This window comes from Geodermatophilus sp. URMC 61, assembly GCF_052931555.1.
The window spans coordinates 3,378,313-3,398,743 of sequence record NZ_JBRFHZ010000002.1 but is presented as its reverse complement, the minus strand read 5'-3'; the positions used below and the strand labels follow the sequence as shown (position 1 = coordinate 3,398,743).

The window sequence follows — 20,431 nt, the reverse complement described above, 5'->3', positions numbered from 1 at the left end:
GGGTGGGTGGGGCGTCCGTGCGGTTGGCAGGCCGGGTCCCGTTTCCGCACCACGCTAACCCGTTCGAGCGACGGGAGCAGAACGCTGCGTGTCGACAAGACCCCGCTGAGTAGGGCAACAGCAGGGGATCCGGCCGCGACACGCCTCACCCCGCGAAAGGATGCTCCGGGCGTGCCCGGACGGGAGGATCGACGCATGCGCGTGCTCGTCACCGGGGCAGCGGGGTTCATCGGCTCGCACTACGTCCGGACCATGCTGAGCGGCGGCTATCCGGCCTTCGAGGACGCCGAGGTGACCGTCTTCGACAAGCTCACCTACGCCGGCAACCTCGCCAACCTGGCGCCGGTGGCCGACTCACCGCGCTACCGCTTCGTGCGGGGTGACATCTGCAGCGCCGCCGACCTCGACGCCGCCCTGCCCGGTCACGACGTCGTCGTCAACTTCGCCGCCGAGTCGCACGTCGACCGCTCGATCACCGGTGCCTCGGAGTTCGTGCTGACCAACGTGCTCGGCGCCCAGCAGGTGTTCGAGGCCTGCCTGCGGCACGGCGTCCGCCGGGTCGTGCACGTCTCCACCGACGAGGTCTACGGCTCGATCGACGAGGGCTCGTGGAGCGAGGACCACCTCCTGGAGCCCAACTCGCCGTACTCGGCGGCCAAGGCCGGCGGGGACCTGATCGCCCGCGCCTACGCGAAGACCTACGGGTTGGACGTCTCCATCACCCGGTGCAGCAACAACTACGGGCCGTACCACTTCCCCGAGAAGGTCATCCCGCTGTTCGTCACCAACCTGCTCGACGGGCACAAGGTGCCGCTGTACGGCGAGGGGGCCAACGTGCGCGACTGGCTGTTCGTCGACGACCACTGCCGCGGCATCCAGCTGGTCGTTGAGCAGGGGCGGCCCGGCGAGTTCTACAACATCGGCGGCGGCCGGGAGCTGTCCAACCGGGAGCTGACCGAGAAGCTGCTCGAGGCCACCGGCCGCGACTGGAGCTTCGTCGAGAACATCGTCGACCCGCGCGGCGGGGGTCACGACCTGCGCTACTCGGTGGACTACGCGAAGATCGCCGCGCTCGGCTACGCGCCGCGGACGAGCTTCGAGGACGGGCTGGCGCTGACCGTGCAGTGGTATCGGGACAACCGGGCCTGGTGGGAGCCGCTCAAGGCCCGACTCGCCGGCACGACGGCCACCGCCCGGACGTGAGCGGGCCGGACCTCCCGACCGCCTGGCTGGTCACCGGCGCCCGCGGGCAGCTCGGCGGCGACCTGCTGGCCGTCCTGGCCCGCCGGCCCGGGGACCGCGTCACCGCGCTGGGGCGCGCCGAGCTCGACCTGACCGACGAGCGGCAGGTGCGCGAGGTCGTCCGCCGCTGGCTGGACGGCGTCCTCGGGGCCCGTCCCGTCGTCCTCAACGCCGCCGCCTACACCGCCGTCGACGCCGCGGAGACCGACGAGGAGACCGCGCTGCTGGTCAACGGCCGCGCCCCCGGCTGGCTGGCCGAGGAGCTCGCCGGGCGCGGGCGGCTGGTGCACGTCTCCACCGACTACGTCTTCGACGGCGAGGCTCGCGAGCCCTACCCGGTGGACGCCCCGGTGGCGCCGCGCTCGGCCTACGGCCGGACCAAGGCGGCGGGGGAGTGGGCGGTCGCGGCCGCCGGGGGCGACGCCACCGTCGTCCGCACGTCGTGGCTGTACGGCGCACACGGCGGCAACTTCGTGCGGACCATGGCCGGCCGCGCCCTCGACGGCGCCCCGGTCTCGGTGGTCGACGACCAGGTCGGCTCGCCGACCTGGTCGGCCGACCTCGCCGCCGGCCTGGTGGCGCTCGGCGCCCGGCCCGGGCCGGTGCCGCCGGTGCTGCACCGCACCGACGCCGGTGCGGTCAGCTGGTACGGCCTGGCCCGCGCCGTCTACGAGGAGGTCGGCGCCGACCCGGCCCTGGTGACCCCGACGACGACCGAGGCCTTTCCGCGCCCGGCGCCGCGCCCGGCGTGGTCGGTGCTCGATGGCAGCGCGTGGCTGGCCGCCGGGCTGCCCGCGCCGCGGCCGTGGCGGACGGCGCTGCACCTCGCGCTGCAGGAGTGGTCACCCCGCTGAGGCGTGGGACCCGTGGGGCGCGAGTGGCCAGCGGGACGGCGTGGACCGCTTCTCCCGGATCGTCGGTCGCGTCGACTCAAGACCGCCCGTGGCCCTGCCGATGCTCGACGTGGACAGATGCGCCCTCGCGGGGCGCAGCCGCCACGCTCCACCGGAGGACCAGCCCGTGCGTCGCCGCCTGCTCGCCGGAACCACCGCCTTCGCCGCCCTCACCGGGGTCGTCCTGGTGCTCCCCGTCGTCGCCGAGCCGAGCCCCGAGGCCGTGCCCGTCGAGACGTCGGTGGAGGAGGTCGCGATGGGGTCGTTCAGCGACCCCGCGCCCGAGGCGCAGGTGCGGGAGGGCACCACCGCCCCGGTCGCCGGCGTGCCCGACACCGTCCCGACGCTGTCGGTGAGCGCCACCGACGTCGCCGAGTTCTCGCTGGTCGGCGTCACCTGGGCGTACGACCCGGCGGTCACCGACACGGTCGTCCAGGTGCGCGTGCGCGACCTCGGGGGGACCTGGGGGACGTGGACGGAGGTCAGCGCGGAGGCGGCCGAGCAGGAGGCCGAGGCGGACACCGGCACCCCCGTCCGGAGCGGGACGGCGCCGCTGTGGACCGGTCCGGCGACCGCGGTGGAGGCCGAGCTGGTGACCCGCTCGGGTGCCCAGCCCACCGACGTGCAGCTGGACCTGGTCGACCCGGGGGAGAGCCCCGCCGACTCCGACCTCGGCGACCCCGACATCACCGAGACCGCCGACGCGGCCGTGGCGATGCCACCGGTGTTCTCGCGGGCGCAGTGGGGCGCCGACGAGCGGATCATGGGCTGGACCCCGCAGTACGCCAGCACCATCAAGGCCGCGACGCTGCACCACACCGCCGGGTCGAACAACTACACCGCCGACCAGGTCCCGGCGATCCTGCGCTCGACGTACACCTACCACGCGCGGAGCCTGGGCTGGGGCGACATCGGCTACAACGTCCTCGTCGACAAGTTCGGCCGGCTCTGGGAGGGCCGCTCCGGCGGCCTGGCGAGCACCGTGGTCGGCGCGCACGCCGGCGGGTTCAACACCTCGACCTTCGGGGTGTCGATGATGGGCAACTACGACGTCGTCGACACGCCCCAGGCCATGATCGACTCCGTCGCGGCCATCATCGCCTGGAAGTTCTCGCTCTACAGCGTCAACCCGAAGGGGACGACGACCCTCACCTCGGGCGGCACGGACAAGTACGCCGCCGGCGCGCGGGTCACCCTGCCGACCGTCTTCGGGCACCGCGACACCAAGAGCACCGCGTGCCCGGGTCGGTACGGCTACGCGCGGCTGGGCGAGATCCGCGACAAGGTCGCCGCCCGGATGGCGAACACCAGGTCGCCGATCGTCACCCGCTACGAGTCCGACGCCGGCCTGCGGGCGTGGCTCGGCGCGCCGGTGGGGGGCGAGCAGTCGGCGGCCGGTGTCACGTGGCAGGTCTACGCCAACGGGGCCCGCCTGTACTCCTCGCCGCTCGGCGGCGTCCGGCTGGTGGTCGGCGGCATCCTCGAGCGGTACCTGTCGGCCGGCGGGCCCGCCGTCCTCGGCCCGCCGATCACCGACGACGCGCAGACCCCCGGCGGTCGCGGCGCCTTCGTCCGCTTCCAGCACGGCGACGTCTACTGGTCCCCGGCGACCGGCTCGCAGCTGGTACGAGGCGAGATCCTGAAGGCGTGGCTGGCCGCCGGCGGCGCGACCGGGTACCTCGGCTTCCCGACCACCAGTGACGCGCGGACGCCGGAGGGCCGCGGCTACTTCGTGCGGTTCCAGGGCGGCGACATCTACTGGTCGCCGACGACCGCGGCCCGCGTGGTCGTCGGCTCCATCCGGGAGACCTGGCTGGCCGCCGGCGGCACGACGGGCTTCTTCGGCTTCCCGACGACCAGCGACACCCCGGCCGGCAAGGGCGCGTTCGTGCGCTTCGAGGGCGGCGAGGTGCTGTGGTCGCCGACGACCGGGACCAGGATCGTCCGCGGCAACATCCTCGACGCCTTCCGGGCCGCCGGCGGACCGACCGGGTTCCTGGGCTTCCCGACGACCAGCGACGCGCCGACGCCGGACGGTCGCGGCTACTTCGTGCGGTTCCAGGGCGGCGACATCTACTGGTCGCCCGCGACCGGCGCCCGCATCGTGCGCGGCGGCATCCTGGCCACCTGGCTGGGCTCCGGCGGTGTCACCGGGCCGCTGGGCTTCCCGACCACCAGTGACGCAGCCACCCCGGGTGGCCGCGGAGCCTTCGTGCGGTTCCAGGGCGGCGACATCTACTGGTCGCCGACGACGAACATGCAGATCGTCCGGGGCGAGATCCTGAAGGCGTGGCTGGCCGCCGGCGGCGCGACCGGGTACCTCGGCTTCCCGACCACGAGCGACGCCCGGACGCCGGACGGTCGCGGCTACTTCGTGCGGTTCCAGGGCGGCGACATCTACTGGTCGCCCGCGACCGGCGCCCGCATCGTGCGCGGCGGCATCCTGGCCACCTGGCTGGGCTCCGGCGGTGTCACCGGGCCGCTGGGCTTCCCGACCACCAGCGACGCAGCCACCCCGGGTGGCCGCGGGGCCTTCGTGCGGTTCCAGGGCGGGGACATCTACTGGTCGCCGACGACGAACATGCAGATCGTCCGGGGCGAGATCCTGAACGCCTACCGGGCCGCCGGCGGACCGACCGGGTTCCTGGGCTTCCCGACGACCAGCGACGCGCCGACGCCGGACGGTCGCGGCTACTTCGTGCGGTTCCAGGGCGGCGACATCTACTGGTCGCCCGCGACCGGCGCCCGCATCGTGCGCGGCGGCATCCTGGCCACCTGGCTGGGCTCCGGCGGTGTCACCGGGCCGCTGGGCTTCCCGACCACCAGTGACGCGCCGACGTCCGACGGCCGCGGAGCCTTCGTGCGGTTCCAGGGCGGCGACATCTACTGGTCGCCGACGACGAGCATGCAGGTGGTGTCCGGCGCGATGGCGCGGACCTACTGGGAGCGGGGCGGCAGCTCCTCGGCGCTCGGCTTCCCGACCCGCTCGAGCTACCCCGTCCCCGGCGGCATGCGCACCGACTTCGAGCGCGGCTCGATGACGTGGAACTCCTCGAGCGGGGCCGTGACCGTCTCGCAGTGACCACAGACGGCGCACGGCCCGCGTCGCTCCCTAGCGCGGGTCGTCACCCGCAGTAATCTGCCGGACACGTACGCGCATGTGCGTCCGTGTCCACCGCGCGAGCGGACAGTGCCGTCCCGCCGGACGCCGATGACCGACCCCTGCCGTGGGTCGACCTGGGAGTGCCCTTGTCCCGCAAGACCCGCCGCAGCCGTCGCGGCCCCGTTCTGGTCCTCGCGACCCTGCTGCTGGCCGTCGGTGCCCTCGTGCTCTGGACGAGGTCCGGCGACACCGCCCCGGCTGCCGCCGGGACGCCCCCGGTCACGACGCCGGCCAGCACCTCACCCCCGGCCGGCACCTCGCCCCCGGCCGTGCCCTCGTCGAGCGCGCCGGTGGCGGACACGGCGGAGGGCGAGGCTGAGGAGGACGTCGTCCAGGCGCCCTCGTCGCCGACCGCCGCGCCGGCGCACGACGAGGACGCCGGCGGGCTCGCGGCGGTCGCCGTCTCGCTGAGCTACACCGGCTACGACGCCGCCGCGGCGGCCGTCGTCGCAGGCGGGTACGCCGCCGGGATCGTCGAGGAGGACGCCACCTGCACGCTGGTCCTCCGCCGCGAGGGCGTGGAGCTGCGGGGGGAGTCCCTGGGTGCGCCGAGCGCGGCCACCACCGACTGCGGTGAGGTGCGGGTGGGTGGCGACGCGCTGACCTCCGGCACGTGGGAGGCAGTGCTGAGCTACACGTCCGAGACGTCGGTCGGGGAGTCCGCGGCTGTCGAGGTGGAGGTCCCGTGAGATCCCGGCTCCGTCTCGTCGCCACCTGCCTCATCGCCCTCGGGCTGGCATCCGTCTTCGTCGCCGGGTCCTCGCCGCAGCAGCCCGACCTGACCGAGTCGGCCGACCTGCGGCTGTTCAACCCGGGCGACATCATCGACGACGACGTCTTCTACAACCCGTCGACCATGTCCGCCGGGCAGATCCAGGACCATCTGACGGTCAAGGGCAACCGCTGCACCAGCAACTGCCTCAAGGACTACCGCGAGGACACCTGGACCCGGCCGGCCGACCCCCGCTGCAGGGGCTACGCCGGCGCGCGTGGTGAGACCGCGGCGCAGATCATCCACAAGGTCGCGCAGTCCTGCGGCATCAACCCGCAGGTGCTGATCGTCATGCTGCAGAAGGAGCAGGGCCTGGTGACCGGCACGCCGTCGTCGACGTCGTACCGGGCGGCCATGGGCTTCGGCTGCCCTGACACCGCGGTCTGCGACTCGCAGTACTACGGGTTCTTCAACCAGCTCTACAGCGCGGCCAACCAGCTGCAGAGGTACCGGGCCAACCCGGGCAACTACAAGTACCGCGCCGGGATGACGAACACGATCAGCTACCACCCGGCGACCGAGAAGGCCAACAACCTCAACAACTGGCGCTGTGGGACCGCCCAGGTCTACATCCAGAACCAGGCGACCGCGGCGCTGTACATCTACACGCCCTACGTGCCCAACGCGGCCGCACTGGCCAACGAGTACCGCGTCGGCGACGACTGCTCGTCGTACGGCAACCGGAACTTCTTCAGCTACTTCACCGACTGGTTCGGCAGCACCCAGACCGGCCCGGGGTCGATCAACGAGAAGTACACCCACCTCCGGGCTTCCGGCGTGGACCTGGGCGCCTCGACGTCCGAGGTGGTCTGCAACCTCCCGTGGGGCGGCTGCTGGCGCAGCTACCAGGGCGGCACCATCTTCTGGCACCGGGACACCGGGCCCCACGTCGTCCGCGGGGCCATCCTGCAGCACTACCAGTCCCTCGGTGGCCCGGCCCTCCTCGGCTACCCGACCGGGGACGACACCGCGGCGCCGGTCAACGCGGGGTACTACACCGACTTCCAGGGCGGGGCGATCTACTGGTCGGCCGCCACTGGCGCGCGCGAGGTGCGCGGCGACCTCCTGGCCACCTGGCGGGCCAAGGGCGCCCAGGCCGGTCTGCTCGGCTACCCGGTCGGCGGGGACGAGGCGGTCCCTGGCGGCTTCCGCTCCCGCTTCCAGGGCGGGACGCTCTACTGGTCGCCGCCCACCGGAGCGCGCATGCTGCGTGGCGCGATCCTCGCCCGGTACGAGGCCGCGGGTGGCCCCCGGAAGATCGGTTTCCCGACGACGGACGACGTGGGCGCGGCCAACGGCGGTGCGAAGGTCGAGCTGCAGGGCGGGGCGATCTACTGGTCGGCGGCGACCGGGGCGCACGTGGTGCGTGGCGGGCTCCTGGAGAAGTGGCGGTCCTGGGGTGCGGAGTCCGGAGTGCTGGGCTATCCGACCGAGGACGAGGCGGCCGGCCCCAACGGCGGGTACCTGTCCACCTTCCGCGGTGGCACGGTGTACTGGTCGCCGTCCACCGGCGTGCGGGTGATGCGCGGGGCGATCCTGCAGCGCTACGTGGCCGCCGGTGGGCCGCAGGTGCTGGGCTACCCGACCACCGACGACGTGGGCGCGGCCAACGGCGGTGCGAAGGTCGAGCTGCAGGGCGGGGCGATCTACTGGTCGGCGGCGACCGGGGCGCACGTGGTGCGTGGCGGGCTCCTGGAGAAGTGGCGGTCCTGGGGTGCGGAGTCCGGAGTGCTGGGCTATCCGACCGAGGACGAGGCGGCCGGCCCCAACGGCGGGTACCTGTCCACCTTCCGCGGTGGCACGGTGTACTGGTCGCCGTCCACCGGCGTGCGGGTGATGCGCGGGGCGATCCTGCAGCGCTACGTGGCCGCCGGTGGGCCGCAGGTGCTGGGCTACCCGACCACCGACGACGTGGGCGCGGCCAACGGCGGTGCGAAGGTCGAGCTGCAGGGCGGGGCGATCTACTGGTCGGCGGCGACCGGGGCGCACGTGGTGCGTGGCGGGCTCCTGGAGAAGTGGCGGTCCTGGGGTGCGGAGTCCGGAGTGCTGGGCTATCCGACCGAGGACGAGGCGGCCGGCCCCAACGGCGGGTACCTGTCCACCTTCCGCGGTGGCACGGTGTACTGGTCGCCGTCCACCGGCGTGCGGGTGATGCGCGGGGCGATCCTGCAGCGCTACGTGGCCGCCGGTGGGCCGCAGGTGCTGGGCTACCCGACCACCGACGACGTGGGCGCGGCCAACGGCGGTGCGAAGGTCGAGCTGCAGGGCGGGGCGATCTACTGGTCGGCGGCGACCGGGGCGCACGTGGTGCGTGGCGGGCTCCTGGAGAAGTGGCGGTCCTGGGGTGCGGAGTCCGGAGTGCTGGGCTATCCGACCGAGGACGAGGCGGCCGGCCCCAACGGCGGGTACCTGTCCACCTTCCGCGGTGGCACGGTGTACTGGTCGCCGTCCACCGGCGTGCGGGTGATGCGCGGGGCGATCCTGCAGCGCTACGTGGCCGCCGGTGGGCCGCAGGTGCTGGGCTACCCGACCACCGACGACGTCGGCGCGACCGGGGGCGGCACCCAGACCGAACTGGAGCGCGGCGCCATCTACTGGTCGCCGACGACCGGCGCACGCCTCGTGCTGGATGAGGCCGCCGAGCACTACGGGGCGCTGGGTGAGACGGCGTCCTGGCTCGGCTACCCGACCTCCGACACGGTGGCCGTCACCGGGGGCACGCGCACCGAGTTCCAGGGCGGCGTCATCGACGTGATCGACGGAACGCCCACCGCTCACCGGCGCTGACCGGTACGACGACGGCGGCCGCCGGCCCCCTCCCGAGGGGACCGGCGGCCGCCGTCGTGTGCGCTGTCGGTCAGGCGGTGCTGGCGCCGTCGGAGCCGGTGACGGCACCGGGCCAGCGGGCGGCCTCGAGCTTGCGCAGCCGCTCCTCGTAGAGCGCCATGCCGCTGAACCGCACCCGGATCCGCTCGTGCTCGCGCAGCACCTCGTCGAGCAGGCGGCGCGCCTCGGGGACGTCCCCGGGGGAGCCGACCTCGACCGCCCCCTCCGCGCGCTCCCGGTCGGCCATCCGGACCTCGAGGGCGGCCACGTGCGGCCCCAGCCGGTCGACGTCGAAGGAGACCCGGCCGTGCTGCTCACGCAGCTCGGCCAGCTCGTCGGACACCCGGCGCAGCTCGTCCTCGAGCCGCCGGACGTCGCCGACGAGGGCGTCGCAGCGCTCGTCGACGGTGCGGCGCAGCGCGTCGAGGCCGGACTGCAGCTCCGCCCGGAGGCCGGTGTCGACGTGCTCGACGCGGTCGCGCAGGCCCTGCAGCGCAGGCTCGGCGCGGACGGCGACGACGGCGTCGAGCTTGCGCTGCACCCGCGCCCACACCGGGTTCACCCGGGCCGCGACCGCGAGCCGGCGCAGGGGGCCGCTCACCGGAGGTACTCCGCGCTGCCGTCCTCGATCCAGCTGCGCAGCATGGTGGCCTCCGCTATCAGCTCGTGGTCCCCGGTCAGCACCGAGGCCCCGCCGTAGGCGTGGTCCCAGGTCGACTGCACGGGGGCCCAGATGAAGGAGAACCCGGCGAGCAGCAGCCGCGCGTCCGGGTAGAGCAGGCGCGCCAGCCAGGCCGCGACCGTGCCCGTCGTCGCCCACCGCGGCTGGGCCGGGTCGAAGCCGAGTGCGCGGGACAGCGGCTGGTTGACCTCGCGGTTGGGGATCGGCACCAGGCCGAGGTCCGGGGGCCACCAGGTGGGCAGCCGCTCGACGTCGGCGTACATCATCCCGGGCTCGTTGTAGAGGTAGAGTCGGGACCGGTAGTCGGTGAAGACCCACGGCGTGGCCTCGAGGGCCCACTGCGTGACGACGACGTCGGCGCGGGTCCCCAGCCCTCGGGGGTGCTGCGGTCCGTCGAGGGCGAAGCCGTTCACGCGGACCACCAGGTCGGCCGCGTCGATCGCCGCGGCCCGTTCGGGGTCGGGGGACACCGGGGCGTTGCCGACGACGGCGACCGACTCGACGGGGGTGCGGCGGGCGTAGGCGTCGACCAGTTCGGCGACGACCTCCAGCCCGTTCCGCGCGGGGGTCGGCGCCCCGACCTCGGGGTCTGCGACTGCCATCGCCGCGACGGTAGCAAGCAGCGTGGGACGGACTGGTTCTCCCGGGGTGGTCCGGCCCTCATGAGGGCGGTGTGACGGATGGGGTCCCGTTCCACCGGGCCTCGGGCCGCCGGGTGGCGACGCGGTTATGCTGCCGTCATCGAAGCCGGTCGAGGGACGCGTGCCGCCGCCGTGACCGGTGGGTGGTCCACGCCCGGTCGACCGCCGCGCGACCTGGACCCGTCATGCCGTCGTCCCGAGGACCGCACAAGCCTATGACCACCACCTCCGCCGAGCCGCCCGTCGCCGAGACCGAGGCGACGGGCGCCGTCGCCGGCCTCGCGCAGCGGCTCCTGACGCTGCCGCCCGCGCCAGGCCTCCCGGTCGAGCTGTACGCGAAGCGCCTGCAGGGCCACGCGGACCTGGAGCGCACCTCCTTCCGGCTCGCCCCTGACTCGGTGCTGTCGACCAACACCTACTCCGGCCGCGTGCCCGCCTCCTACTGGCAGCGCTGGACCGCAGTCCGGGAGTTGACCTTCGAGGCCGAGACCTCGGGGGAGGGCCGGGTCGAGCTGTACGCCAGCGACCCCACCGGGGAGGAGCGCTACCTGACCGGGACGGCGGTGTCGGGGGAGGAGCGGGTCTCGCTGACCGTCGCCCTCGACCGCTTCGTCGACGGCGGCGCCGTGTGGGCCGACTTCTCCTCCGCCAGCGACGCGGAGCTCCGGGTGTCCTCGGGGCGCTGGACGATCCCGCACCCGCCCCGGCCCCGGAAGACCGCCGTCGTCATCTGCACGCACAACCGCCCCACGGACTGCGTGAAGACCCTGCAGACGCTGGCCGCCGACCTGCCGGCGCTCGACGAGCTCGACACCGTCTACGTCGTCGACCAGGGCGACAAGCGGGTCTCCGCGCACCCGGACTTCGAGCAGGTCTCCGCCGCGCTCGCCGGCCGCTTGCGCTACATCACCCAGGCCAACCTCGGCGGCGCCGGTGGGTTCACCCGCGGCATGTACGAGATCACCGAGGTCGAGTCCGAGCACCACGCCAACGTGCTCTTCATGGACGACGACATCGTCCTCGAGCCCGAGTCCATCATCCGGATGACCGCGTTCGCCAATTCCGCGCGCGAGCCGGTGATCGTGGGGGCCCAGATGCTGTACGCGCTGCACCCGAAGCGGCTGCACACCGGCGCGGAGTACGCCGACCTGGTCAAGCTGCAGGCCGGCAAGGTCGTGCCCGGCGCGCTGTGGAACGCCGACCTCACCGAGGAGAACCAGGAGCTGCGGGTCGACGCCGACTACAACGCCTGGTGGAGCGCGCTGCTGCCCTCGGAGATCGTCTCGGCGACCGGCTACCCGTTGCCGGTCTTCTTCCAGTGGGACGACATCGAGTACGGCTACCGCGCCCGCGAGAACGGCTTCACCACCGTCACCCTCCCCGGGGCCGGCGTCTGGCACGCCGACTTCACCTGGAAGGACCAGGACGACTGGTCGCGGTACTTCAGCGTCCGCAACAGCCTGATCACCTCGGCCCTGCACACGGGGTTCGACAGCCGGTCCATCGCGGTCACCCTGTTCGGCAGGCTGGTGGCCTACATCGCCGGGCTGCAGTACGGCCTGGCCGCGACCGTCATCAAGGGCATCGACGACTTCCTCGCCGGCCCGGAGATCCTGGCCGACGGCGGCCAGCGGGTCCTCGGCGAGGTCCGGGAACTGCGCAAGGCGTACCCGGAGACGGTGCGGCACGACGCGGGCCAGATCCCCGGCGTCCCGCTGCGCGGCGAGAGCATCCAGCGGGCGCTGCCCGACCCGTCGCAGTTCCGCGCGGTGCTGGCCAAGCGCCTGGTGTGGCAGCTGACCGGGCGCACCGCCGGCTCGGTCGCCATCACCGCGGACGACGCCCAGTGGTGGCACGTCTCCCGCTACCGCCGCGCCATCGTCACCGACGCGTCCCAGGAGGGCGTGCGGGTCCGCGACCTCGACCGCGACAAGGCCACAGCGCTGCTGCGCGAGAGCGCCGCGGCCTGCTACCGGCTGGCCAGGCAGGGCCCGGCGGCCGCGCAGCAGTACCGGGACGCGCTGCCGGAGCTGAGCAGCCGCGAGAACTGGCGGCGCCTCTTCGGCGCCGAGACCGAGTAGGCCCGGGCATGTCGACGAGCAGCACCACCACGCGCACCATGTCCGACATCCCCCCGCACGTGCGGCCCCCCGGCCGCGACTTCCGCTCCGCCTTCCGCGACCTCGGCCGCGGCTGGGCGCAGCGGGAGCTGTGGCTGCAGCTGGGCTGGCAGGACATCCGCCAGCGCTACCGGCGCTCGGTCCTCGGCCCGATCTGGATCACCATCAGCATGGCGGTCACCGCCATCGCGCTCGGCATCCTGTACTCCGCGCTGTTCGGCCTCGAGCTGGCGACGCTGCTGCCGCACGTCCTCGTCGGGATGATCGTGTGGACGTTCGTCTCCGGGTGCATCTCCGAGGGCTCGGAGGTGTTCGTCGCCAACTCGGGGTTGATCACCCACCTGCCGGCGCCGATCAGCATCCACGTGTACCGGCTGGTGTGGCGCCAGACGCTGTTCTTCGCCCACAACCTGATCGTCTACGCGGTCATGCTGGTGGTCTTCCCGCAGCCGCTGAGGTGGACGGACCTGTCGGCCTTCCTGGCGTTCGGCCTGCTCGTGGTCAACGGCATGTGGGTGGCGCTGCTCATCGGCATCGTGAGCACCCGGTTCCGCGACCTGCCGCCGGTGACCCAGAGCGTCGTCCAGCTGCTGTTCTTCCTGACGCCGATCGTCTGGATGTACGACGTCCTGCTGGACAACCCGGCCGTCGCGCAGCGGGCCCGCCTCGTGGAGCTCAACCCGCTGTTCCACTTCGTGGAGCTCATCCGGCGGCCGATGCTGGGCCAGGACCAGCAGTGGCACACCTGGTTCGTCGTCATCGGGATCACCGTGGTCGGCTGGGCGCTGGCGCTGCTGGTCATGCGCCGCTACCGCGGCCGCGTGGCGTACTGGGTCTGAGGAGGACGTCACCATGGTGAGCATCGACGTCCGCGACGCGAGCGTGGACTTCCCGATCTTCGACGCCAAGTCGCGGTCCCTGAAGCACACCGTCCTCGGTGTGGTCGGCGGCAACGTGGCGGCCAACGAGCGCAAGGTCGTCGTCATCGAGGCGCTGCGCAACATCAACCTGCACGTCTCCGAGGGCGACCGGCTGGCGCTGGTCGGCCACAACGGCGCCGGCAAGTCCACCCTCCTGCGGCTGCTGTCGGGCATCTACGAGCCCACCGGCGGCGAGGCGCTGGTCAACGGGAGGGTCGCGCCGGTCTTCGACCTCGGCGTCGGCATGGACCCGGAGATCTCCGGCCTGGAGAACATCATCGTGCGCGGCCTGTTCCTCGGGATGAGCCGCAAGCAGATGGAGGCGCGGGTCGACGACATCGCCGAGTTCACCGAGCTCGGCAACTTCCTGCAGATGCCGCTGCGGACGTACTCCACCGGCATGCGCGTGCGGCTGGCGCTGGGCGTGGTCACCAGCATCGACCCCGAGATCCTGCTGCTCGACGAGGGCATCGGTGCGGTCGACGCGGCGTTCCTCGAGCGGGCCAAGGGGCGGCTGAAGGACCTGGTGGACCGCGCCGGCCTGCTGGTCTTCGCCTCGCACTCCAACGACCTGCTGAAGCAGCTGTGCACCTCGGCGCTCTGGATGGAGCACGGCACCATCAAGCAGCACGGCCCGCTCGAGGAGGTCCTCGACGCGTACAAGGGCCGTGAGCACGCGGCCTCGGGGGGCTGAGTGTCCGAGGCGGCACCCCGCACCCCCGCCCGCCCGGACGACGAGCGCGTCGTCGCGGTCATCGTCACCCGGCACCGGCCGGAGTCCCTCGCCCAGGCGCTCAAGGCGCTGGCGGTGCAGACCCGGCCGGTCGACTCGGTCGTCGTCGTCGACAACGGGCCCGACCAGCCGGCCGAGGAGGTCGTGCGCGCCAGCGGGCTGCCGCACACCTACCTGCTCTCCCAGGCCAACCTCGGCGGTGCCGGTGGCTTCGCCCTGGGCATGCTCACCGCCCTGGCCGACGGCGCCGACTGGGTGTGGTGCGCCGACGACGACGGCCGGCCCGCCGACGAGCACGTGCTCGCCACCCTGCTGTCGGTGGCCCGGGAGCGCGGGCTGGCCGAGGTCTCGCCCGCGGTCGCCGACATCGACGCACCCGAGAGCTTCGCCTTCCCGATGCGCACCGGGCTGCGCTGGAGGGGAGAGCGCGACCGCCTCGGCGGCGTCGACTTCCTGCCCGGCCACGCCTCGCTCTTCAACGGCGCGCTGTTCGCCGCCGCGACCCTGGCCCGGACCGGCGTGCCGGACCTGCGGCTGTTCGCCCGCGGCGACGAGACCGAGATCCACCGCCGGCTGGTGCGCGCCGGCCTGCCCTTCGGGACGGCGCTGAACGCCACCTACCTGCACCCCAACGGCCGGGACGAGTTCAAACCGATCCTCGGTGGGCGGCTGTCCGCGCAGTACCCCGAGGCCGAGTGGAAGCGGTACTACACCTACCGCAACCGCGGGTACCTGATGCGCCAGCCGGGGATGCGCTGGCTCTTCCCGCTCGAGCTGGTCCGCTTCTCCTGGTTCTTCCTGGTGACCCGGCGCGACCCGGCCGGCTGGCGCGAGTGGCTGCGCCTGGTGCGGGCCGGCCGCCGCGAGCGGTTCACCCCCGCCGCCTGACCGCATCCCCGACCACCGACGACGGCGGGGCACCACCTCCACGAGGGTGGTGCCCCGCCGTCGGTCGTCCTGCCCACACGGCCCCCGGACGGCGGACGGCCCGGGCTCCCTCCGAGGAGAGAGCCCGGGCCGTCCGGGTGCGGGTGACCGCTACAGGGCGGTCCTCACGAGGTGAAGACCTTCTCCCAGTTCGCCGTCGACGTGAGCTCGGCGTAGGAGTCGCGGTACTGCTGCTTGGCGCGGGGGAAGCGCCGGGCGATCTCCAGGTTCAGCCGCACCGACTCGCGGGCCAGGCGCCAGAACGTCGCCGGGTCGCGGCGGCGGACCGTGACGCCGCGGCCGTCCGCGGTGGCGACCGAGGCGCTGTCCAGCTGGGCCAGCACGAACCACTGCGCGTCCCGGGCGGAGAGCTCCACCTGCGGCCGGTCCTCGCCGTCCTGGACCGGCCGGACGTTGTTGCGCAGCGCCTGCAGCGCCGCGCGCACGATCGCCCGCTTGGCCACCGGCGGGTGCACCATGCCCTCGGTCGCGTCCTGGCCCATCCGCGGCAGCGGGATCTGCGAGCGCTCGGTGATGACCTGGCCGTCGGAGTACCGCGCCCGCTCCGCCCGGACCTCCGCCAGGACACCCGGCAGCTGCGCGAAGAGGTTCTGCGGGCCGGCGAGGAAGTCGCGGTAGGCCTTCAGGTGCAGCGCCACGGCCGAGTACTCGAGCCGGAGCAGGTGCCGGATGTCGGCCTTGATGTTCCCCTTGACGATGTCCTCGGCCCGCTTGAGCGGGCTGTGCAGGGCGGCGATCACCAACTGGTTGCGGGCGTGGAAGTAGGCCTGCCAGTCGCTGACGTCGTCCTTGTCGGTCCACGACAGGTGCCAGATCGCCGCGCCGGGCAGGGTGACCGTGCGGTACCCGGCGGCGGCGGCCCGCAGTCCGTACTCGGCGTCGTCCCACTTGATGAACAGCGGGAGCGGCAGCCCGATCTGCTCGGCGACCTCACGGGGGATCAGGCACATCCACCACGCGTTGTAGTCCACGTCGACCCGGCGGTGCAGGTGCCGGGCGTCCCGCAGCGAGTGGTGCGCGAAGTCGTGACCGACCGCGGCGTACGGCGCCGGGCGGTACTTCATCAGCCGCCGGTCGACGCTCTCGCCCATGGTGTGCAGCACCGAGCGGTCCTGCAGGCTCAGCATCTGCCCGCCCACGAGCGTCGGCTCGTCGGTGAACCGCGCGAAGGTCAGCGCCCGGTGCAGGCTGTCCGCCTCGAGCTGGACGTCGTCGTCCAGGAAGACCAGGTGCGTGGCGTCGGTGTTCGTCAGCGTCTCGTGCATGGCGCGGGCGAAGCCGCCGCTGCCACCGAGGTTGCCCTGCTCCACCACGTGCAGGCGGGCGCCGAGCGGGCCGGCCACCGCCGGGAACGAGGCCTCGTCCCGCACCTTGAGGTTGCCCTGGTCGGCGACGACCACCGCGGCGAGCTCGGCGTCGAGGACCGGGTCCGCGGCGACGGTCTGCAGTGCGGCGACGCAGTCGACCGGGCGGTTGAAGGTGCAGATCCCGACGGCCAGCCGGCCCGGGCGCAGCGGCTCGCGGTCGGCGTACCAGCCGGCGTCCTCGATCGTCGTGTCCTCGTCGGCGGTGACGTCGAACCAGTACCAGCCGCCCTCGACGAAGGGGGTGAGGTCCAGGTCCAGCTCGACGGTCCGGCCGATGCCCTCGACGGTGGTGCCCAGGGCGTGCAGCACGTCGCCGTTGCCCTTGGACCGGTAGACGTCGATGCGGCAGGCGCCGGAGATGCGCAGCTGGAGCGTGACGCTGGTCAGCGAGGTCCAGCGCCGCCAGTAGCCCGCCGGGAAGGCGTTGAAGTAGGTGGCGAAGGAGACCTCGTCACGAGCCGACAGGTGCCCGGTCGACCGCGAGGTGACGTGCACCTTCTCGGACCGGTCCTCGTCGAGGTAGAGGGCGCGGACCTTGCGCGGGTCGGCGACCCGCGGCATCAGGACGCGCTGGAGGAGGGTCACGGCCCGACCGGGGGCCAGGTCCTCGGCGGCGAGGTCGGCCACGACGTCGGGGGACACCTCGGCGGTCGTCATCGGGTTCAGTCCTCCAGGCGGCCGTCGAGGGCGCCGCCCTCGGCGAAGTACGGGCGGATGCGGTTCTCGAACATGGTCAGCGCCGAGCCGATCGCCATGTGCATGTCGAGGTACTTGTAGGTGCCGAGGCGCCCACCGAAGAGGACGCGCTTCTCGGCGGCCTCCTTGGCGGCCAGCTCGCGGTAGCGCTCGAGCTTGGCGCGGTCCTCGGGGGTGTTGATCGGGTAGTACGGCTCGTCGCCGGTCTGGGCGAAGCGGGAGTACTCGCGGACGACGACGGTCTTGTCGGTCGGGTAGTCGCGCTCGGGGTGGAAGTGCCGGAACTCGTGGATCCGGGTGAAGGGCACGTCCTCGTCGGCGTAGTTCATGACCGAGGTGCCCTGGAAGTCGCCGATCGGCAGGACCTCGGTCTCGAAGTCCAGCGTGCGCCAGCCGAGCTCGCCGGCCTCGTAGCCGAAGTACTTGTCGATGGGGCCGGTGAAGACCGTCGGGACGTCCTTCGGCAGCTGGTCACGGACGTCGAAGTAGTCGGTGTCCAGCCGCACCTCGATGTTCGGGTGGTCGGCCATCCGCGTCAGCCAGGCGGTGTACCCGTCCTTCGGCAGACCCTCGTAGGTGTCGTTGAAGTACCGGTTGTCGAACGTGTACCGCACCGGGAGGCGGGCGATGACCGCGGCGGGCAGCTCGGTGGGATCGGTCTGCCACTGCTTCTTCGTGTAGCCGCGGATGAAGGCCTCGTACAGCGGCCGGCCGATCAGGGAGATCGCCTTCTCCTCGAGGTTGGTGGCCTCGGCGGTGTCGATCTCGCCGGACTGCTCGGCGACGAGGGCGCGGGCCTCCCCGGGGGAGAAACTCCTGCCGAAGTACTGGCAGATGGTCGCCAGGTTGATCGGCAGCGAGTAGGTCTTCCCCTGGTAGATGCTGAAGACCCGGTGCTGGTAGTTCGTGAACTCGGTGAACTGGTTGACGTACTGCCAGACCCGCTCGTTGGACGTGTGGAACAGGTGCGCGCCGTAGACGTGCACCTCGATGCCCGTCTGCGGCTCCGGCTCGGAGTAGGCGTTGCCCCCGATGTGGCTGCGGCGGTCGATGACCAGTACGCGCTTGTCCAGCTGGGTGGCGACCCGCTCGGCGACCGTGAGGCCGAAGAAGCCGGAGCCGACGACGACGAGATCAGGACTGGCTTGAGTCACGCTTGGCGACTGTACCGGCGCAGAACGGCCCGACCCGGGCGAAACGGGGACTGGTGTGACGGGCCCGTCCCCCTCGTCACACCGGTTCCCTGGAGCCCCACCAGGCCCCGCCGTCCCGGGCCTCCCGGTGCGTCCGGCGGGCCCGCCCGGCGCGCCTCGTAGGGTTCCCCGCGTGAGTGCACCACCTCCGGACGTCCCCCTGCGCGTGGTCGCGGTGACGTACTCCCCGGGCGAGGCCCTGGAGGGCTTCGTCGAGTCGCTGGCCGAGGCCACCACGCGGCCGGTCGAGGTGGTCCTCGCCGACAACGGCTCGACCGACGGCACCCCGGAGCGCGCCGCCGCCCTCCACCCCCACGTGCGGCTGCTGCGCACCGGCGGCAACGTCGGCTACGGCGCCGCGGTGAACGCCGGGATGGCCGGCCTGACCGAGGGCTACGCCGTCGTCGCCAACCCCGACGTCCGCTTCGACCCCGGCTCGGTCGACGAGCTGCTGGCCGTGGCCGCCCGCTGGCCGCGCGCGGCCACCGTCGGCCCGGCCATCCGCACCCCGGAGGGTGAGCTCTACCCCTCGGCCCGCGACCTGCCGCGGCTGTCCACGGGCGTCGGGCACGCGCTGCTCGGCTGGGCCTGGCCCGGCAACCCGTGGACGGCCCGCTACCGCCGCGAGCGCGAGACGCCGCGCGAGCGCCCGGCCGGGTGGCTGTCGGGCTCGTGCCTGCTGGTCGACGTCGCGGCCTTCTGGTCGGTCGGCGGCTTCGACCCCGGCTACTTCATGTACTTCGAGGACGTCGACCTGGCCGAGCGGCTGTCCCGCCGCGGCTGGCTGCACGTCTACGCCCCGTCGGCGGTGGTGGAGCACGAGGGCGGGCACGCCACCAGACGCCAGCCGCACCGCATGCAGCGGGTGCACCACACCAGCGCGCTGCGCTACCTGTCCGGGCAGTACCCGCTGCGCCGGCACGCCCCGCTGCGGCTGGCCCTGCGCGCCGGCCTGGGGGCCCGGATGCTCGTCTCCTACGTCAGCGGCCGGGTCGCTGCCGGGGCGCCGTTCCAACGCCGAGCCGAAGGGGTGGGCCGGGCGGCTCGCCGGAGGAGGACCTGACGTGCGACACGCGGTGATCATGGCCGGCGGCTCGGGGACGCGGCTGTGGCCGCTCTCCCGCAGCGGGCGGCCCAAGCAGCTGCTCGACGTCGTGGCGAGCGGCGACGGCCCGCCGCACAGCCTGCTGGCCGAGGCCTTCACCCGGCTGGAGGCGGTGCTGCCGGCCGAGCGGATCTGGGTGTGCACCGCCGCCCGTTACGGCGAGCAGGTGCGCGCTGCCCTACCGCGGCTGCGCCCGGACCGACTGGTGCTCGAGCCGGTCGCCCGGGACACCGCCAACGCCGTCGGCCTGGCCGCGGCCCTGGTCGCCGACGCCGACCCCGACGCCGAGCTGGCCGTGGTCAGCGCCGACCACGTCATCCGCCCGGTCGAGCGGTTCGCCGCGGCGCTGACCACCGCCTACGACGCCCTCGCCGCGCGGCCCCGCGCGCTGGTGACCCTCGGCATCCGGCCCACCGCCCCGGCCACCGGCTTCGGGTACGTGCAGCGCGGCGCGCCGACCGAGGTGCCCGGCGTCGCGGAGGCGGCGTCGTTCCGCGAGAAGCCCGACCGCGGCACCGCCGAGGCCTACCTGGCCTCGGGGGAGTACCTGTGGAACTCGGGCATGTTCGTCTGGCGGGCATCGACGGTCCTGCAGGCGCTCGCCGACCACCTGCCGACCACCGCCGAGGGCCTGGCCCGCGTGGTCGCCGTCCCGGCCGGGACGCAGCGGGACGCCGTCCTGGCCGAGGTCTTCCCGACGCTGCCGAAGATCAGCGTCGACTACGCCGTCCTGGAGCCCGCGGCCACCGAGCCGGGGCGGGTGCTGGTCGCCGACCTGGACGTCGACTGGCTCGACGTCGGCTCGTGGCCGGCCCTGGCGCAGACGCTCCAGCGGGTGGGTGAGGACGCGGTCTCCGGGCCGGCGGTCACCCTCGACAGCGCCGGCAACATCGTCTTCAGCGACGACCCCGACCACCTGGTGGCCCTCGTCGGCGTCCGCGACAGCGTCGTCGTCCACACCGTCGACGTCACGATGGTCTGCCCCGTGTCCGACGCCGAGCGGGTCAAGCAGCTGCTCGCGGCCGTCGAGGAGAGACACGGGTCTCGGTTCAGCTGAAGGAGGGCCTCCCTGCCCTCCACCACTCGCAGGCTCGCGGCGGGAGCCTGCAGGGAGGCCGACGCTCCGGGAT

The 20,431-nt window shown here is 73.2% G+C and carries 15 protein-coding genes; 11 read left to right on the top strand and 4 right to left on the bottom strand.

Features of this window, described 5'->3' with window-relative positions; translation table 11 throughout:
- Window positions 1-195: 195 nt before the first annotated feature.
- The 5 genes from rfbB to ACU610_RS15760 all read left to right on the top strand — a co-directional run bounded on the left by rfbB (window position 196) and on the right by ACU610_RS15760 (window position 8,857).
- Window positions 196-1,203 (top strand): dTDP-glucose 4,6-dehydratase, encoded by a 1,008-nt coding sequence (gene rfbB, locus ACU610_RS15780; RefSeq protein WP_446768653.1) that lies wholly within the window; start codon window positions 196-198, stop codon window positions 1,201-1,203.
- Window positions 1,200-2,096: a dTDP-4-dehydrorhamnose reductase gene (rfbD, locus tag ACU610_RS15775; protein WP_446768652.1), complete on the top strand. Its 897-nt coding sequence runs from the start codon at window positions 1,200-1,202 to the stop codon at window positions 2,094-2,096. Before rfbB ends, rfbD begins: the two co-directional genes overlap by 4 nt.
- A 166-nt stretch (window positions 2,097-2,262) precedes the next feature.
- A complete protein-coding gene (locus tag ACU610_RS15770; RefSeq protein WP_446768651.1) occupies window positions 2,263-5,217 on the top strand; it encodes an N-acetylmuramoyl-L-alanine amidase in 2,955 nt (984 codons plus the stop codon).
- A 167-nt stretch (window positions 5,218-5,384) separates the two neighbouring features.
- Entirely contained in the window at window positions 5,385-5,987 is a 603-nt protein-coding gene (locus ACU610_RS15765) for a hypothetical protein (RefSeq protein WP_446768650.1), read from the top strand.
- Window positions 5,984-8,857, top strand: a complete 2,874-nt coding sequence (locus ACU610_RS15760; RefSeq protein WP_446768649.1) for a hypothetical protein — start codon at window positions 5,984-5,986, stop codon at window positions 8,855-8,857. The genes ACU610_RS15765 and ACU610_RS15760 overlap by 4 nt, the downstream gene beginning before the upstream one ends.
- Before the next feature lie 70 nt (window positions 8,858-8,927).
- On the opposite strand, the gene ACU610_RS15755 is transcribed toward ACU610_RS15760, so the two are convergent.
- Together ACU610_RS15755 and ACU610_RS15750 are read right to left on the bottom strand one after the other, a co-directional pair.
- Complete coding sequence (locus tag ACU610_RS15755; RefSeq protein ID WP_446768648.1) at window positions 8,928-9,497, bottom strand: hypothetical protein; 570 nt, start codon at window positions 9,495-9,497, stop codon at window positions 8,928-8,930.
- Window positions 9,494-10,180: a hypothetical protein gene (locus ACU610_RS15750; RefSeq protein WP_446768647.1), complete on the bottom strand. Its 687-nt coding sequence runs from the start codon at window positions 10,178-10,180 to the stop codon at window positions 9,494-9,496. The genes ACU610_RS15755 and ACU610_RS15750 overlap by 4 nt, the downstream gene beginning before the upstream one ends.
- Before the next feature lie 254 nt (window positions 10,181-10,434).
- Between ACU610_RS15750 and ACU610_RS15745 the strand changes: the two genes are divergently transcribed.
- Genes ACU610_RS15745 through glfT1 form a run of 4 tightly spaced genes read left to right on the top strand, consistent with a single transcriptional unit; the run spans window position 10,435 to window position 14,880 of the window.
- Window positions 10,435-12,300 carry a glycosyltransferase gene (locus tag ACU610_RS15745; RefSeq protein WP_446768646.1) on the top strand — a complete coding sequence of 622 codons (1,866 nt, stop codon included), beginning with the start codon at window positions 10,435-10,437 and terminating at the stop codon, window positions 12,298-12,300.
- An 8-nt stretch (window positions 12,301-12,308) separates the two neighbouring features.
- Window positions 12,309-13,178 carry a galactan export ABC transporter permease subunit Wzm/RfbD gene (gene wzm, locus ACU610_RS15740; protein WP_446768645.1) on the top strand — a complete coding sequence of 290 codons (870 nt, stop codon included), beginning with the start codon at window positions 12,309-12,311 and terminating at the stop codon, window positions 13,176-13,178.
- Between the two features lie 13 nt (window positions 13,179-13,191).
- A complete protein-coding gene (gene wzt, locus ACU610_RS15735) occupies window positions 13,192-13,953 on the top strand; it encodes a galactan export ABC transporter ATP-binding subunit Wzt/RfbE (protein ID WP_446768644.1) in 762 nt (253 codons plus the stop codon).
- Window positions 13,954-14,880 carry a galactofuranosyltransferase GlfT1 gene (gene glfT1 / locus ACU610_RS15730; RefSeq protein WP_446768643.1) on the top strand — a complete coding sequence of 309 codons (927 nt, stop codon included), beginning with the start codon at window positions 13,954-13,956 and terminating at the stop codon, window positions 14,878-14,880.
- Between the two features lie 164 nt (window positions 14,881-15,044).
- Here glfT1 and ACU610_RS15725 read toward each other — a convergent pair whose 3' ends face one another.
- Both ACU610_RS15725 and glf read right to left on the bottom strand, forming a co-directional pair.
- On the bottom strand, window positions 15,045-16,964 hold the full coding sequence (locus tag ACU610_RS15725; protein WP_446768642.1) for a glycosyltransferase: 1,920 nt from the start codon (window positions 16,962-16,964) through the stop codon (window positions 15,045-15,047).
- Between the two features lie 5 nt (window positions 16,965-16,969).
- A complete protein-coding gene (glf, locus tag ACU610_RS15720) occupies window positions 16,970-18,157 on the bottom strand; it encodes a UDP-galactopyranose mutase (RefSeq protein WP_446768641.1) in 1,188 nt (395 codons plus the stop codon).
- Between the two features lie 172 nt (window positions 18,158-18,329).
- Between glf and ACU610_RS15715 the strand changes: the two genes are divergently transcribed.
- Window positions 18,330-19,259, top strand: a complete 930-nt coding sequence (locus ACU610_RS15715) for a glycosyltransferase family 2 protein (RefSeq protein ID WP_446768640.1) — start codon at window positions 18,330-18,332, stop codon at window positions 19,257-19,259.
- Window position 19,260: 1 nt separating this feature from the next.
- On the top strand, window positions 19,261-20,358 hold the full coding sequence (locus tag ACU610_RS15710; RefSeq protein WP_446768639.1) for a mannose-1-phosphate guanylyltransferase: 1,098 nt from the start codon (window positions 19,261-19,263) through the stop codon (window positions 20,356-20,358).
- The last annotated feature ends 73 nt before the right edge of the window (window positions 20,359-20,431 follow it).